12 protein-coding genes are annotated in these 15,321 nt (G+C 70.6%); 4 read left to right on the forward strand and 8 right to left on the reverse strand.

Annotation, left to right across the window (positions count from 1 at the left end; genetic code table 11):
• The first annotated feature begins 210 nt into the window (after positions 1–210).
• Entirely contained in the window at positions 211–543 is a 333-nt protein-coding gene (locus OG223_RS35470; protein WP_329257513.1) for an ATP/GTP-binding protein, read from the forward strand.
• 13 nt (positions 544–556) lie between these two features.
• On the opposite strand, the gene OG223_RS35475 is transcribed toward OG223_RS35470, so the two are convergent.
• From OG223_RS35475 to OG223_RS35495, 5 genes are all read right to left on the reverse strand, one after another.
• Positions 557–1,429, reverse strand: a complete 873-nt coding sequence (locus tag OG223_RS35475; RefSeq protein ID WP_329257516.1) for an ABC transporter permease — start codon at positions 1,427–1,429, stop codon at positions 557–559.
• Positions 1,426–2,712: an ABC transporter ATP-binding protein gene (locus OG223_RS35480; RefSeq protein WP_329257519.1), complete on the reverse strand. Its 1,287-nt coding sequence runs from the start codon at positions 2,710–2,712 to the stop codon at positions 1,426–1,428. Before OG223_RS35480 ends, OG223_RS35475 begins: the two co-directional genes overlap by 4 nt.
• Before the next feature lie 725 nt (positions 2,713–3,437).
• On the reverse strand, positions 3,438–4,208 hold the full coding sequence (locus tag OG223_RS35485) for an ABC transporter permease (protein ID WP_329257521.1): 771 nt from the start codon (positions 4,206–4,208) through the stop codon (positions 3,438–3,440).
• A 1-nt stretch (position 4,209) separates the two neighbouring features.
• On the reverse strand, positions 4,210–5,187 hold the full coding sequence (locus OG223_RS35490; RefSeq protein WP_329257524.1) for an ABC transporter ATP-binding protein: 978 nt from the start codon (positions 5,185–5,187) through the stop codon (positions 4,210–4,212).
• 9 nt (positions 5,188–5,196) lie between these two features.
• Positions 5,197–6,543: an MDR family MFS transporter gene (locus OG223_RS35495; RefSeq protein WP_329257527.1), complete on the reverse strand. Its 1,347-nt coding sequence runs from the start codon at positions 6,541–6,543 to the stop codon at positions 5,197–5,199.
• A 98-nt stretch (positions 6,544–6,641) separates the two neighbouring features.
• On the opposite strand from OG223_RS35495, the gene OG223_RS35500 reads away from it, so the two are divergent.
• Complete coding sequence (locus OG223_RS35500; protein WP_329257530.1) at positions 6,642–7,208, forward strand: TetR/AcrR family transcriptional regulator; 567 nt, start codon at positions 6,642–6,644, stop codon at positions 7,206–7,208.
• A gap of 52 nt (positions 7,209–7,260) precedes the next feature.
• Here the strand turns inward: OG223_RS35500 and OG223_RS35505 are convergent, their stop codons facing one another.
• From OG223_RS35505 to mce, 3 genes are all read right to left on the reverse strand, one after another.
• Complete coding sequence (locus OG223_RS35505) at positions 7,261–8,196, reverse strand: cellulose-binding protein (RefSeq protein WP_033285426.1); 936 nt, start codon at positions 8,194–8,196, stop codon at positions 7,261–7,263.
• Positions 8,197–8,389: 193 nt separating this feature from the next.
• Complete coding sequence (gene scy / locus OG223_RS35510) at positions 8,390–12,238, reverse strand: polarized growth protein Scy (RefSeq protein ID WP_329257534.1); 3,849 nt, start codon at positions 12,236–12,238, stop codon at positions 8,390–8,392.
• A 209-nt stretch (positions 12,239–12,447) separates the two neighbouring features.
• A complete protein-coding gene (mce, locus tag OG223_RS35515; protein ID WP_329257537.1) occupies positions 12,448–12,888 on the reverse strand; it encodes a methylmalonyl-CoA epimerase in 441 nt (146 codons plus the stop codon).
• A 149-nt stretch (positions 12,889–13,037) separates the two neighbouring features.
• Here mce and OG223_RS35520 point away from each other — a divergent pair, with 149 nt between their 5' ends.
• Both OG223_RS35520 and meaB read left to right on the forward strand, forming a co-directional pair.
• Positions 13,038–14,240 carry an acetyl-CoA C-acetyltransferase gene (locus tag OG223_RS35520; protein ID WP_329257540.1) on the forward strand — a complete coding sequence of 401 codons (1,203 nt, stop codon included), beginning with the start codon at positions 13,038–13,040 and terminating at the stop codon, positions 14,238–14,240.
• A 43-nt stretch (positions 14,241–14,283) separates the two neighbouring features.
• Entirely contained in the window at positions 14,284–15,243 is a 960-nt protein-coding gene (meaB, locus tag OG223_RS35525; protein WP_329257543.1) for a methylmalonyl Co-A mutase-associated GTPase MeaB, read from the forward strand.
• Positions 15,244–15,321 lie beyond the last annotated feature (78 nt).

The following is a 15,321-nucleotide window of genomic DNA, read 5'->3' on the forward strand; positions in this document are numbered from 1 at the left end:
CTTCCTTGGCTCCGACACGGAGCTCCCCCACCGGGCATAACCGTCCGACACGTGCCTAGGACACGGCCTGGCGGAGAGATTTGCGGATTGTCTGCAGAATGCGCGGTCCCGAGGGGGACTTGTGTGGGTTGTCGCCCTTCGCGTACCCCTGTCCGCGCCACGTAGGCTGGACACAGCCCTTGCCTCCTGTATAGCCCCGTGAGGTGTTCTGTGTCCCCGCGTCGCAACCGACCCAAGGAGTCCGGTTCCTCCGGCCAGAGCGCCGACGACGACCGCTCCGGCCGCTACGGCGGCTGGCAGTCCACGGAGCACTGGCAGGGCGAGGAGTGGAGCGTGCGCCATGTCGCCGGGGCGAGCGCGGAAGGCAAGACGTACCGCTGCCCCGGCTGTGACCAGCAGATCCCCTCCGGTGTCCCGCACGTCGTGGCCTGGCCGGAGCACTCCGGCGTGGACGAGCGCCGGCACTGGCACAAGGCCTGCTGGAACGCGAAGGACCGCCGCACCACACGGGTGCAGCGGTCCAGGAACGCGCCGAAGTTCTAGTACGTGGTACTGGTCACACGTCCCGCTGCTCCAGCAGTGCGGCCGCGCCCGCGAACGCCAGGGCCGTCACACCCAGGATGATCCACAGCGGATCCCAGCCCGAAGGGCCGGACTCGCTCAGGGAGTTGGAGTAGAAGACGCTCAACTGGTTCGGGATCGAGTACTCGAACAGCGCCTGGCGCACGTCCTCCAGGGACTGCGAGAGCATGAACAGGGCGACGACCAGCGGCGCGAGCACGGCACCGATCATGACGGTGATCGCGCCCGCCGAGTGCCGGATGATCGAGCCGACGATCAGCGAGAGCAGCCCGAGCAGCGCGACGTAGAGGGAGACCCCGACGGTCCCCTTCAGCCATTCGCCGCCGGACGGGTCCTTGGCGCCGTTGTCCTTCAGCAGTGAGACGTCCACGAAGGCGACGAACGTCGTGGCCACCAGCGTGACCACGAAGGCGACCGCGAAGAACACGATCGACTTCGCCGCGAGGACGCGGACCCGGCTCGGGCACGCCGTCATCGTCGTGCGGATCATGCCGGTGCCGTACTCGGAGGACGTGGTCAGCACGCCGAGCGTGATGATGCACATGAGGCCGAGCAGCAGTCCGAAGAAGCCCAGGGAGAGCGAGGTCTCGCCGTTCATCTCGGACGAGGAGTTACTGACCACGACGGCGGCGAGCAGGCCGATGCCGAGCACCAGGACCACGAACACCCCGAGCGTCCAGATCGTCGAACGTACCGACTTGATCTTCGTCCACTCGGAGGCGAGCGCGTGCCCGAGATGCGTGCGCACCACCGGGATCGGCGAGGTGTACCCACCGTACGAAGGACCGTTCGCCGCTTGCCAGTTGGGCGCGGCTGCCGGCGGCATCGGGGTCTGAGGCGTACTCATCGGGCGTCCTCGGGCTTGGTCAGGTCGGGGGTGGGAGTGGGGGCGGGGGTGGGAGTTGGGGTGGAGGTGGCCGGGGGTGCGTCCGCAGTCGGTGCAGGGGCGGCCTGGGGCGGCTGTGCCGGTGTCTGCGGGGGCATGGGCGCCGGAGGCCCGTACGAGCCCGGTACGCCCCCGCCGGGGGCCGCAGGGGCGCCGTACGGATTCGGGGTGCCGTAAGGATTCGCCGGAGGCTGTCCCATCGCGAACGGCTGGCCGCCCTGCTGCGGTGCCGGGGGCGCGTACCACCCCGGCTGGCCCTGGCCGGGCACCGGCATCGGGGGCTGTGCGCCCGGCGGCAGTTGCTGCATCAGGCCGGCCTTCTGGTCGATCGTCGAGCGGTAGTCGACGGCGCCCTGTGTCATCCGCATGTACGCCTCCTCCAGCGAGGCCTGATGCGGGGACAGCTCCCACAGTCGTACGTCCGTGTCGTGCGCGATGTCGCTGATGCGCGGGAGCGGCAGTCCCGTCACGCGCAGTCCGCCGTCCTGCTCGGGCAGCACGTGGCCGCCCGCCTCGGTCAGCGCGGAGGTCAGTTTCTCGCGCAACTGGGGCTCGGTGTCGGGGGTGCGCACGCGCGCGAAGTCGGCGGAGTTGGCCGAGATGAAGTCCCGCACGCTCATGTCGGAGAGGAGCTGCCCGCGTCCGATCACGATGAGGTGGTCGGCGGTCAGCGCCATCTCGCTCATCAGGTGCGAGGAGACGAAGACGGTACGGCCTTCCGCCGCGAGCGCCTTCATCAGGTTCCGCACCCAGAGGATGCCCTCGGGGTCGAGGCCGTTGACCGGCTCGTCGAAGAGCAGGACCTGGGGGTCGCCGAGGAGCGCGGCGGCGATGCCGAGTCTCTGTCCCATGCCGAGGGAGAAGCCCTTGGAGCGCTTTCTCGCCACGTCCTGGAGGCCTACGACCCCGAGGACCTCGTCCACGCGCCGGGCCGGGATGCCGGAGAGCTGGGCCAGGCTGAGCAGATGGCTGCGGGCGCTGCGGCCGCCGTGCACGGCCTTGGCGTCGAGCAGGGCGCCGACCTGGCGGGGGGCGTTGGGCAGCTTGCGGTAGGGGAAGCCGCCGATCGTCACCTGTCCTGACGTGGGGTTGTCCAGGCCGAGGATCATGCGCATCGTCGTCGACTTGCCCGAACCGTTGGGCCCGAGGAAGCCGGTGACGGCACCGGGCCGCACCTGGAAGGAAAGGTTGTACACGGCGGTCTTGTCGCCGTAGCGCTTGGTCAGGCCGACAGCCTCGATCATGCTCCGCACCCATCGAAAGGATCAGGACAGCAGGGCACACGCCCCCGTAAGGGTTAGGAGGATATCGGGGCGCTGACGGTTCCACCCAAGGGAAAGTAAAGCCGTGGGCATGACGGTGGGGCTGATTCTCATCCTCGGGTCCGGGCGGTACCCGGCGTTTTCGTCCCGGCAGCGGCCGGTGGGGGTGCCGGGGTCGTGGCGGTACGACGAGCCCGCCGCAGGTTGCGCCCCTCTGCCTGCTGCCACAGTCGAACGCGTGGGGACCAGCTACGCGGCGGGCTCGCCGTACCGCTACGACCCGCTCGCGTACGACGGCGGGTGCGGGCCCGTGCGGGGGTGCGTGGGGCGCAGGGTGCCGGGGAGCTTGGGTGCGGGTGGTGTGGTGCGAGGCGCCTCTACGGCGGTGTCCCTAGGCGCCGTCTCCCGCGCGCTCGAACGACTCCGCGCGAGAGGACTCCCGCTGCGTCGCGGGCGTCGCCCCTGAAGCCGGTGTCCTCGCCGTCGTGCGGCCGAAGGCATCGGACCTCGCTCGCGTGCCCTGCCCGGCGCCGCCGATGTCCCCCGCGGTTCGTGCGGCCCCATCGCGTAGCCCCCGTTGCCCGCCGGCGCCGATGTCGGCGTCCCCGCCGTTGCGCGGCCGAAGGCATCGAGCCTCGCCTACGCACCGTTCGCCGGGCTCGCCCCGAAGCTGATGCCCCCCCGCGAACCGTTCGACCGGCGGAGCCCTACGCGTCCCGGCGTTTCAACAGGACGTACGCGCCGATCAGTGCCGCCGCCACCCACAGGGCCATGATCCCGAAGCCGCCCCACGGTCCGTACGGTGCTGAGTCGTCGACCGGGGTGACCACCTGCATGATCTTGCTGCCGGCCTGGTCGGGGAGGTACTGGCCGATCTTCTTCGTCGCGGAGACGTTGCCGAGGATGTTGGAGATCAGGAAGAAGAACGGCATCAGGATGCCCAGCGACAGCATCGGTGAGCGCAGCATCGAGGCGATGCCCATGGAGAACATCGCGATCAGGGTCATGTAGAGCCCGCCGCCGATCACCGCGCGCAGCACACCCGAGTCGCCGATCTCCGCCTTGTGGGAGCCGAGCATCGCCTGGCCGAGGAAGAACGTGACGAAGCTGGTCACCAGGCCGACGACGAGACAGAGCCCGGTGGCCACCGCGATCTTGCCGAACAGGAAGGTGCCGCGCTGCGGGACGGCCGCCAGCGAGGTGCGGATCATGCCGGTGCTGTACTCGTTCGACACGACGAGCACCCCGAACACGATCATCGCGAGCTGCCCGAGACTCATCCCGGCGAAGCTGATGAACGTCGGGTCGAAGGACAGCTTGTCCTCGGCGCTCATGTCGTCGAACTGACTCTTCGACAGCGCCGAGATCAGCATGCCGAGCCCGATCGTCACCACCAGGGCGAGCGAGAGCGTCCATATCGTCGACGCCACGGAACGGATCTTGGTCCACTCCGACCGGATGACCTGGGTCGCCGCCATGTCAGCCCTTCTTCCAGCCGTCGCCCCAGCCCTGCTGTTGCTCGGCAGGTGCCGCGGGAAGTGGCGCAGGTGTGTCGGAGTGCGCGTGGTACTCCACCGACTCCGCGGTCAACTGCATGAACGCCTCCTCCAGGGAGGCCTGTTGGGGACTCAGCTCGTGCAGCACGAGCTGGTGCGAGGCGGCGAGTTCACCGATCTGCTCGGACTTGCCCCCGTCGACTTCCAGGACCCCGCTGCCGGACTCGACCACCGTGATCCCGGCCTGGTGCAGCACGTCGAGCAGCCGCTCGCGCTGCGGGGTGCGAATACGGACGTACGACCGCGAGTTCTGCTGGATGAAGTCCGCCATGGACGTGTCCGCGAGGAGCCGGCCCTGGCCGATGACGACGAGGTGATCGGCCGTCAGCGCCATCTCGCTCATCAGGTGCGAGGAGACGAAGACCGTACGGCCTTGTGCGGCAAGGGACTTCATCAGGTTGCGGATCCAGTGGATGCCCTCGGGGTCGAGCCCGTTGACCGGCTCGTCGAACATGAGGATGCGTGGATCGCCCAGCAGCGCGCCCGCGATGCCGAGCCGCTGTCCCATGCCCAGCGAGAATCCCTTGGCCTTCTTCTTCGCCACCGCCGTCAGCCCGACGGTGTCCAGCACCTCGTGCACCCGGCTGTTCGGGATCCCGTTGCTCTGCGCCAGGCACAGCAGATGGTTGAAGGCGCTGCGCCCGCCGTGCATGGCCTTGGCGTCGAGGAGGGCGCCGATGTACGTCAGCGGGTCCTTGAGCTGGTCGTAGTGCTGGCCGTCGATGCGTACGTCACCGGCGGTCGGCCGGTCGAGCCCGAGCATCATGCGCATGGTCGTCGACTTGCCCGCGCCGTTCGGGCCGAGGAAGCCCGTGACGATGCCGGGTCTGACGGTGAAGGTGAGGTTGTTCACCGCCACCTTGTCGCCGTACCGCTTGGTCAGCCCCGAGAGCTCGATCATGCGGCCACGCTAAGACGCCCGTTCGGCCGCTGCCACCCGAATGGGCAAACAGAGTCCGACGCCGCAGGCAACAACCGTGAACGCCGTCGCCCAGCCGAACGCGTGCGAGAAGGCTGTGGTGCCGTGTCCGTGCGCGAGGACCGTCGCCAGTACGGCGGTGCCGACACCGCCGCCGAGCTGCTGCACGATCCGGACGGTGGTGCTCGCGTGCGGGATGCGGGCGCGGTCGAGGCCTTGATACGCGCCCACCATGACCGCCATGTTGGCCGCGCTCACCCCGAGCCCGCGCACGACCAGCGCGACGGTGAGCAGCGCGGCACCGGGGTGGGGGAGGAGGAAGGGGAGGGTTCCGAGCGCGCACAGCAGCATGCCCGACACCACGACCGGGCGCGGGCCGACGCGGTCGGTCAGCGGTCCGGTGACCCGGGCCAGCAGACTGCCCACCCCCTGCGGCGCCAGCAGCAGCCCGGCCGCGATCACGCCCTCGCCGCGCACCTGTTGGTAGTAGAGGGGGAGCAGGAACATCCCGCCGAACAACGCGAGCCCGTTCAGGAACGTCAGCAGCGAGGAGACGGCGAAGGCGCGGTCCCGGAAGAGGTGGAGATCTACGAGGGGTTCGCGGGTGCGCAGTGCGTGGCGGGCGAACAGGGCTATCAGGACGGCGCCCACGGGGATCGCCGTCGCGCGGACGGCGCCGGTCTCGGACAGGCCGTAGACGAGGGTGGCGAGGCCGGGGGAGAGGAGCAGGAGGCCCGTCAGGTCCAGGTGGTGGTCGGACCTCGGGGTGTCCTTCGGGACGCCGCGCCAGGCCAGGGCGAGGGCCAGGAGGCAGACGGGCAGGTTGACGTAGAAGATCCAGCGCCAGCTCAGGTGGCCGACGATCAGGCCGCCGAAGACCGGGCCGAGGATCGGTACGACCATGACGGGCAGGGTGATCGCCGCCATCAGGCGGCCGAGGGAGCGGCCTCCGGCGGCCCGCATCAGCAGGGTCTGCATGACGGGGAGCAGCAGTCCGCCGCCGATGCCCTGGACGACCCGGAAGGCGATCAACGAGCCGATGTTCCAGGCGAGTCCGCAGAGGAGCGATCCGGCGAGGAAGAGGGTCAGCGCGCCGAGCCAGACCCGGCGGGAGTCGAAGCGTTCGACGGCCCAGCCGGAGACCGGGACGACCGTTGCGAGGGCCAGGAGATATGCGGTGCTGACCCATTGCAGGCTCGTCGTGGAGGCGTTCAGGTCGTGGCCCAGGGAGTGCAGGGCTATGGAGACGATCGTGCTGTCGAGGAGCGGGGCGAGGGCACCGAGGACGAGGATGCCGGCGAGCTTGCGGACGGCGGGGTCGAGGCGTTCCTTGGGCATGCGGATCTCTCCCGGATTTTAAGAGACGGTGCGTCTCTAAAGAGGACGATAGGCTGACCGGGATTGGAGACGCAAGGTCTCTTAACGGAGGTGTGCGGATGACCGAGGAGGGCACACGGCGGCGGGGTGCCGCCCTGGAGGCCGACATCCTGGACGCCGCCTGGGCCGAGCTGGCGGCGGTCGGATACACCAGGCTCACCATGGAGGGCGTCGCCGCCCGGGCCCGTACCGGAAAACAGGTCCTCTACCGCCGCTGGCGCAACCGTGCGGACCTCGTCATCGCCGCCATGCGCCACCACAGCGGGTCCATCGCGGACCGGGCCCCGGACAGCGGTTCACTGCGCGAGGACGTCCTCGCCGTGCTGCGGCTGATGTCCGAGCGGCAGCGCGAACTCGGCCCGGAAGTCGTCCACGGACTGATGGCCGAGGCCGGCGACAGGAAGCCGGAAGCCGTCGAGATCATGCACGGTGTGATGACGACGGTGCTGGAGCGGGCCGCCGAGCGCGGTGAGGTACCCACCGCGGATCTCCCCGAGCGGATCGTCACCCTGCCCACGGACCTTCTGCGCCACGAGATCGTGCTGAGCGACCGGCCGGTCACGGACGCGACGCTGGAGGAGATCGTGGACGACGTGTTCCTGCCACTGGTGACCGGACACGGCTGAGGCCCGCACCCCCGAAGGGAATGCGGGCCTCAGCCGTACGACTACCGCGTGACTACCGGGACTGCTGAGCCGGAACTCCACGAGAGATCGGCTCGTCCTCGACCGGCGAGCTCGCGGCGGCCACCGCGGCGCCGGTGAGCGTGGCGAGCATCTCGCGCACGTTCGTCAACTGGGCGTTGATGCTGTCGCGACGGTTCGTCAGGGCGGCCAGCTCGCGCTCGGACTCCGAACGGATGCGGTCGGCCTTGGCGTTCGCGTCGGCCACGATGTCCTCGGCCTGGCGCTGAGCCGTCTCCACCGTCTGACGGGCGCGGCGCTCGGCGTCCGTGCGCAGCTTCTCGGCCTCCAGCCGGAGCTGCTCCGCGCGGTGCTCGATCTCCGCGAGGCGCTTCTCGGCCTTCTGCTGACGCGACGCCAGGTCGCGCTCGGACTGCTCGCGGCGCTTGGCGAGGTTCGTCTCGAAGTCGGCGGCGGCCTGCGCGGCCTTGGCGCGGGTCTCCTCGAAGAGGGCGTCGGCCTCCTCGCGCTTCTGCTGGGCGTCCTTCTGGGCTTCGCCACGCAGTTGCGCGGAGTCGCTCTTGGCCTTCTCGACGATCCGGACGCCCTCGTCCTCGGCCTTGGACTTGCGCTCCGCAGCGAACGATTCTGCGTCGTTGCGGACCTGCTGAGCAGCGGACTCCGCGAGTTCGCGGTGCTGCTCGGCCGCGCGCCGGGCCTCCTCACGCAGGTCCTTGGCCTCTTCCTCGGCGAGGCGGAGGATCTTCTCGACCCGCGCGCCGAGACCGGCGTACGACGGCTCTGCGTCGCTTACCTGGGCCGCGGCGTTCTGCGTTTCGAGGTGGAGCTCCTCGATGCGCTTTTCAAGAGCAGTGATACGGGCCAGAGCGCTGTCACGGTCGGAGACGAGCTTCGAGATGCGTTCGTCCACCTGAGCGCGGTCGTACCCACGCCGCACAAGCTCGAAGCCGTAGGGGGAAGTGTCGCTCATGGGGTTCCTGTCGAATGAGACCGGTGAGGTGATAGGTGGAATCCTAGGGGCCGAAGCGGTGTGTCATCGAGCGGATGCGTGTTTGATCTGGAGAATGACACCCCTTTTGAGTGGCTAACCGTCCGACCGCTTGCCAAAGACCGGGTCAAAGGCCCCAGAACGCCCGAACCTCACAGCAGGTTCCAAGCTTTCGCTAGCCTTCAACCGACTTGCCACCCGAACGAGTTGCGCCCGCGGTGGCTGCCGCCTTGACCCCGCCGTCCTTGGCCGCAGTCGGGGCCTCGAAAGACTCCAACGCCTCGAGGACGTCCTGGACACGGGAGATTTCGGCGTTGATGTCCTCGCGGCGGCGGACCAGCACGTCGAGTTCGCGCTTGCCCTCCTCGACCGTGCGGCGGGCCTCGCGGATCGCCTCGACCTTCAGCTCCTCGGCCTCACGGATCAGCGTGGCCTTCTTCTGCTCGGCCTCCTTGAGGAGACCCTCGGCCTTCTTCACGGCGGCGATACGGACCTTGCCCGCCTCGGAGTTGGCCTCCGAGACCAGCTCCTTGGCCTTCATCTGGGCCTTGCCGAGCTGCTCCTCGGCCGCCTTGATGAGCGCGTCGCAGCGGTCGCCGGCCGACTTCATCGTCTCGGCGGACTCACGGCGGGCCCGCTCGTGCAGGTTCTCGATCTCCGTCGTGATGCGGTCGCGCAGCTCCTCGGACCGCTCCCTTATGGCGGTGGCGTCCCGGCGCGCGCCGACCAGCAGCTCGTCCGCGTCCGTACGGGCCTGCTCCACCCGGGTGTTGCCCTCGATCGTGCCCTCGGCCACCAGCCGGTCGGCCTCGGCGCGGGCCGCGCCGACCATCGAGTCGGCCTGTGCCTCGGCGTCCGCCGTCGTCTTCTGCGCCTGCTGCTGGGCCTCGCCGAGCAGCTTGTCGGCCTCCGCCGCGGTCTCCGTGATGAGGGTGTCGACCTGCTCGGCCACGTCCGACCGGCGTTTGTTGGCTTCCTTGCGGGCCTCGTCCAGGGTCCGCTCGGACTCCTCGCGCGCCGCCGCGGTGACCCGCTCCGCCTCCGCCTCGGTGTCCGCCTTGAGCCGCGCGGCCTCGCTCCGGGTCCGCTCGGCGTGCAGTTGCGCGGCACCGACCGTCTCGGCGGCCTCGGCCCGCAGCCGCTCCGCGTCCCCGGTCGCGTCCGAGATCAACTGCCCGGCCTTGGCGACGGCCTCCGACCGCACGCGCTCCGCCTCGTTGATCGTCTCCGTCTGGAGCCGCTCCGCCTCCGCCGTCACCTCGGTGATGAGGGTGTCGGCCTGCGTCGCCGCGTCCGAACGGATGCGGTTGGCGTCCTCACGGGCGTCCGCCCGGGCCCGCGCCGCGTCCTGGTCGGCCTGCGCGATCGCGTCCGCCGCCTCCGTGCGCGCCTGCTGGGTGTGCTCGGCGGCCTCGGCCCGCAGCCGCTCGGCCTCCGCGATGGCGTCCGAAACGGTGCGCTCCGCAAGGGCCTTGGCGGCGTCCGTCTCCTCGGCCGCCCGGCGCCGGACGCGGTTGGCGTCCTCGGTGGCCCGCTCCCGCTCGCTGTAGGCGTCGGCGCGGACCCGGTCCGCCTCCTCCTGCGCCTCGCGCCGGGTGCGGTCCGCCACGTGCTCGGCGGCCGACCTGATCCCCTGGATGTCCTCCTGGGCCTGCTCGTGCAGCCCGGCGACGGATTCCCGTACCTGCTGCGCGTGCTGCTCGGCGCCCGACACCATCTCGGTGGCGCGCCGGTCGGCCTCCTCGACCAGCCGCAGCGCCTCGGACTGCGCCTCCTCCACGCGGTTGCGCGCCGAGGCCAGCAGCTCCTCGCTCTGCTCGCGGGCCCGCTCGCGCTCCTGCCCGGCCTCCTCACGGGCCGACCCGAGCAGCTCCTCGGCCTCACGACGACGCCGTACGGCCTCCTCCTGGGCGGCGGCCAGCGTCTCCGACGCCTCGGTGGCCAGCCGCTCGGCGGCGGCCTGCGCCTCCGCGCGCACCCGGTCGGCGGTGTCCTGCGCCTCGGTCTTGAGCCGCTCGGCCTCCGCGGCCGCCTCGGACCGCAGGCGTACGGCGATGGCCTCGCCCTCGGCGCGGGAGGCGGACGCGTCGGCTGCCGCTTCGTTGCGCAGCCGGTCGGCCTCCGCCTCGGCCTGCGCCTGGAGGGAGCGGATGCGGTCGGCGGCCTCGCCGCGCAGGCGTTCCGTCTCCTCGGCGGCCTCGCGGCGGATCCGCTCGGCCTCCTCACGGGCGTCGGTCAGCGCCTGCTCGGCAGCGGCGAGCCGCTCCTCGGTCTCGGTGTGCAGCCGCGTCAGGCCCTCGGCGGCCTCCTCGCGGCGTGCCTCTATGGCCCGCTCGGTCTCGTCGCGCAGGTCGCGCGCCGCCTGTTCGGCGTCGGCCTTGATGCCCTCGGACTGCTCGATGACCTCCGAGCGGTGCCGCTCGGCTTCCTTGCGGGTGCGGTCGAGGGTCTCCTCGGCCTGGCGGCGCAGGGTGGTGGCGCGCTCGATGGCCTCCGTACGGACCTTCTCGCTGTCCGTGGTGGCGGTCTGGCGCAGCTCGTCGGCGTCGGCCCGGGCCTTGGACAGCAGTTCCTCGGCGGTCCTGGCCGCCTCCTCGATCTGCTGGACGGCCTCGCGGCGGGCCTCGGCGCGGATGCGCTCGCCCTCGCCGACCGCGTCGGCGCGCAACTGCTCGGCCTCGCCGCGCAGTCGGCGCGCCTCCTCCTGCAGCTCGACCGTCTTGGCGCGGTACTCCTTGGTGTCGTCCTTCGCCGCGCCCTTGAGTCCCTCGGCGATGTCGTGCGCCTGGGCGCGCAGCCGGTCGGCCTCGGCCTCCGCCTCGGAGCGGATCCGCTCGGCCTCCTCGGTGGCGGCCTTCGTGGTGTTCTTCGCGTCCTCGGACGCCTTGTCGAGGACGTCCTCGGCGGTACGGGCGGCCTTGGCGAGCTGGGAGGCGGTCTCCTCGGCGGTGAGGCTGCGCGCGTTGTCCTCGGCCTCCGCGACGATCTTGTCGGCCTTGGCCTGGGCGTCGGCGACGATCTGCTCGGCGTCCGACTTGGTGGTCTCGGCCTCCTTGGTGGCCTCCGTGACCAGCCGGGCGACCTGCTCCTTCGCCGTCCGCGTGCGCTGCTCGTTGGCCGACTCGGCGCTGGAGAGGGCCTTGGCGGCGGCCTCCTTGGCCTCGGAGAGGACCTTCTCGGCCTCCAGCCGCGCTTCACGCAGTGAGGTTTCGGCCTCGGCCATGCGCGTCTCGGCGGCCCGGCTCAGCTCGGTGGCCTGGCGGCGGGCGGAGTCCGACTCGTTGACCGTGGAGCTGCGGAGCTGCTCGGCGTGGTCGGTGGCCTCCTGGGCCTGGCTGGAGGCCGCGTTCAGCAGCCGCTCGGCGTCCGTGCGGGCGCGGCGCAGGAGTTGCTCGGCCTCCGCGCGGGCCGCCTCGGCGTCCATCTCCAGCCGCTGCCGGGCCTCGGTGGCGACCCGCTCGGCCTCGGCGCGGGCGGCGGCCAGCGCCTGCTCGGCCTCGGCGCGGGACTCCTCGACGAGCCGGCGGGCCTGGGACTCGGAGCGGGCGCGCAACTGCTCGGCCCACGCCACGTTCTCGTTGACGTGCGATTCGACGGTCTGCCGGCGCTCGCCCAGCTCCTGGTCGAGCTGCTGGCGCCGGGTCACCGCCTCCTGGTGCAGCTCCGCCTGGAGGCGCGCGGCCTGCTCGGCGTGCTCCTGGAGGATGCGCTGGGTCTGCGCGCGGGCCTGGCTCAGCTCCCGCTCGGCGTCCTGCCGCAGTTGGTCGGCCTGGACCTGGGCATTACGAAGCATCTGCTCGGCCTGATAGCCGATGTCACCGCCGTCGTAAGCCGGCCGGGACATGAGGGTGCGGCGCGCCTCGTGCAGCTTGGCGCGCAGCACCTCGACCTGGTAGCCGAGGTCCTCGGCATGCTGGATCGCCTTTTCCCGCTCGGTCTTCAGCCGCTCCATCTCGGCCTCGAACCGAGAGAGGTGGTCGACGTCAGCCGCCGGCTCTCGCTCCTGGCGTTCGTAGCCCCGCACTGCGCGGTCCCATCCGTCCCCTGGTCGCGGTTTACTCCAACGAGCTCCGTCCATCCGCCGGACGGGGCTCCCGGGGAATGGTGTCAGATCAACGGCCGAGCACGGGCTGCTGCCCCGACGCTCGCCCCCCGAAACCGGACCCCGGCATGCGGTCGTCCTGGTTGCGAGCGACGACCGACCCCAACCCTACCGGCCCATATGTACGAGGGTCAGTGCTCAGGTGACTCAACAGGCGCCGAAGTGACCAGTTCTGTCAGTACGCCATGGCAATCCTTTGGGTGCAGGAACGTGATCCGTGACCCCATGGAGCCGCGTCGGGGCTCCTCGTACAGAACGCGTACGCCCTTCCCGCGAATGTCCTCGGAGTCCGTGTCGACATCCGCCGTACCGAAGGCGATGTGGTGGACCCCCTCCCCGTTCTTCGCCAGCCACTTTCCTACGGCGGAGTCGTCGCGGGTCGGTTCGAGGAGCTGGAGGTAGGAGGCGCCGCCGTCGTCCGTGTTGTTGATCTTCAACATGGCCTCGCGTACGCCCTGCTCCTCGTTGACCTCGGAGTGGAACACCTCGAAGCCGTACGTGGCCCGGTAGAACTCGACTGTCTTGTCGAGGTCGAAGCAGGCGATCCCGATGTGGTCGATTCGCGTCAGCATGTATGTAGTGCAGCGCTCACCGGATGGTTACGCAACGTGCGCGCGATCACACCGACGGCCCGATGACGGGGTGGTCTACCGCTCAGTACATTTCAAGTAAACCCTCGTTCACTCCTCAGCTGAAACATGCTGGAAGGGGATCGCACCTCATGTCTGGAACGAACAGCACGACCTCGGTGATCGTCTCGGGCGCCCGGACGCCCATGGGACGGTTGCTGGGCTCCCTGAAGTCCTTCTCCGGAGCCGATCTCGGCGGCTTCGCGATCAAGGCCGCCCTCGACCGTGCGGGTATCGGTGGCGACCAGGTGCAGTACGTGATCATGGGCCAGGTGCTCCAGGCCGGGGCAGGGCAGATCCCGGCACGCCAGGCCGCCGTCAAGGCGGGCATCCCCATGAGCGTCCCGGCGCTCACCATCAACAAGGTCTGTCTCTCGGGCCTCGACGCCATCGCGCTCGCCGACCAGCTCATCCGTGCAGGTGAGTTCGACGTGATCGTCGCGGGCGGCCAGGAGTCCATGACCAACGCCCCCCACCTGCTCCCCAAGTCCCGCGAGGGATACAAGTACGGCGCGATCGAGATGCTCGACGCGATGGCCCACGACGGCCTGACCGACGCCTTCGAGAACATCGCCATGGGCGAGTCCACGGAGAAGCACAACACGCGCCTCGGCATCCTGCGCCCCGAGCAGGACGAGGTCGCCGCGCTCTCCCACCAGCGGGCCGCCGCCGCCCAGCAGAAGGGCGTCTTCGAGGCCGAGATCACGCCCATCGAGATCCCGCAGCGCAAGGGCGAGGCCGTCGTCTTCAGCAAGGACGAGGGCATCCGCGCGGAGACCACGGCCGAGTCGCTCGGCAAGTTGCGCCCCGCGTTCGCGAAGGACGGCACGATCACCGCCGGCACCTCCTCGCAGATCTCGGACGGCGCCGCCGCCGTGGTCGTGATGAGCAAGACCAAGGCGCAGGAGCTGGGCCTGGAGTGGATCGCGGAGATCGGCGCCCACGGGAACGTGGCGGGCCCGGACAACTCCCTCCAGTCCCAGCCCTCCAACGCGATCCTGCACGCCCTGAAGAAGGAGGGCCTGGAGGTCGAGAGCCTCGACCTGATCGAGATCAACGAGGCCTTCGCCGCCGTCGCGGTGCAGTCAATGAAGGACCTCGGGGTGTCCACGGAAAAGGTGAATGTCAACGGCGGCGCCATCGCCCTGGGCCACCCCATCGGCATGTCCGGCGCCCGTCTGGTGCTGCACCTGGCGCTGGAGCTCAAGCGGCGCGGCGGCGGGGTCGGCGCGGCGGCGCTGTGCGGCGGCGGCGGTCAGGGTGACGCGCTGATCGTGCGGGTACCCAAGGCCTGAGCAGCAGTACTTTCTCGCACGTCGGCAAGGGAACGGAGCTGTGATGGAGGACGTCGCCTCGCTGGTGGCCCAGGCCAGGGAAGGCCGGCCGCGTGCCGTGGCCCGGCTGATCTCCCTGGTGGAGGGGGCGTCCCCCCAGCTCAGGGAGGTCATGGCGGCCCTCGCACCGCTGACCGGCGGGGCGTACGTCGTCGGCCTCACGGGATCGCCGGGCGTCGGCAAGTCGACCTCGACCTCCGCGCTGGTCACCGCGTACCGCAAGCAGGGCAGGCGGGTCGGCGTCCTGGCCGTCGACCCGTCCTCGCCGTTCTCGGGCGGTGCCCTGCTCGGCGACCGCGTCCGCATGTCGGACCACTCCTCCGACCCGGGCGTCTACATCCGCTCGATGGCCACCCGCGGCCACCTCGGCGGCCTCGCCTGGTCCGCCCCGCAGGCGATCCGCGTCCTCGACGCGGCGGGCTGCGACGTGATCCTGGTGGAGACGGTCGGCGTCGGCCAGTCGGAGGTGGAGATCGCCTCCCAGGCCGACACCAGCGTGGTGTTGCTCGCTCCCGGTATGGGCGACGGCATCCAGGCGGCGAAGGCCGGAATCCTGGAGATCGGCGATGTGTACGTCGTCAACAAGGCCGACCGCGACGGCGCCGACGCGACGGCCCGCGAGCTGAACCACATGCTCGGCCTCGGCGAGTCCCGCGGCCCCGGCGACTGGCGCCCCCCGATCGTCAAGACGGTCGCCTCCCGCGCCGAGGGCATCGACGAGGTCGTGGAGGCCCTGGAGAAGCACCGGGCGTGGATGGAGGAGCACGGCGTCCTCGCGGAGCGCCGCGCGGCCCGTGCCGCCCGCGAGGTCGAGACGATCGCGGTCACCGCGCTGCGCGCCCGCATCGGCGACCTGCACGGAGACCGCCGCGTCGGCGCGCTCGCGGAGCGGGTGGTGGCGGGGGAATTGGACGTGTACCGGGCGGCGGACGAGTTGGTGGCGGGGCTGACGTCGACGTCGTAACGGTTGCTGACGGCTTGGCTCAGGCACAGTTCAGCGCTGAGCACTCTCACCAACCGGTACGCGGTGACCTGGCGCCCC

Source organism: Streptomyces sp. NBC_01478, assembly GCF_036227225.1.
Classification (GTDB): Bacteria; Actinomycetota; Actinomycetes; order Streptomycetales; family Streptomycetaceae; genus Streptomyces.

Coding starts and splice junctions, on each gene's coding strand:
- OG223_RS35475 (WP_329257516.1), bottom strand. CDS start 1,429: ATGAGTACGCCTCAGACCCCGATGCCGCCGGCAGCCGCGCCCAACTGG.
- OG223_RS35480 (WP_329257519.1), bottom strand. CDS start 2,712: ATGATCGAGGCTGTCGGCCTGACCAAGCGCTACGGCGACAAGACCGCC.
- OG223_RS35485 (WP_329257521.1), bottom strand. CDS start 4,208: ATGGCGGCGACCCAGGTCATCCGGTCGGAGTGGACCAAGATCCGTTCC.
- OG223_RS35490 (WP_329257524.1), bottom strand. CDS start 5,187: ATGATCGAGCTCTCGGGGCTGACCAAGCGGTACGGCGACAAGGTGGCG.
- OG223_RS35495 (WP_329257527.1), bottom strand. CDS start 6,543: ATGCCCAAGGAACGCCTCGACCCCGCCGTCCGCAAGCTCGCCGGCATC.
- OG223_RS35500 (WP_329257530.1), top strand. CDS start 6,642: ATGACCGAGGAGGGCACACGGCGGCGGGGTGCCGCCCTGGAGGCCGAC.
- OG223_RS35505 (WP_033285426.1), bottom strand. CDS start 8,196: ATGAGCGACACTTCCCCCTACGGCTTCGAGCTTGTGCGGCGTGGGTAC.
- mce (WP_329257537.1), bottom strand. CDS start 12,888: ATGCTGACGCGAATCGACCACATCGGGATCGCCTGCTTCGACCTCGAC.
- OG223_RS35520 (WP_329257540.1), top strand. CDS start 13,038: ATGTCTGGAACGAACAGCACGACCTCGGTGATCGTCTCGGGCGCCCGG.
- meaB (WP_329257543.1), top strand. CDS start 14,284: ATGGAGGACGTCGCCTCGCTGGTGGCCCAGGCCAGGGAAGGCCGGCCG.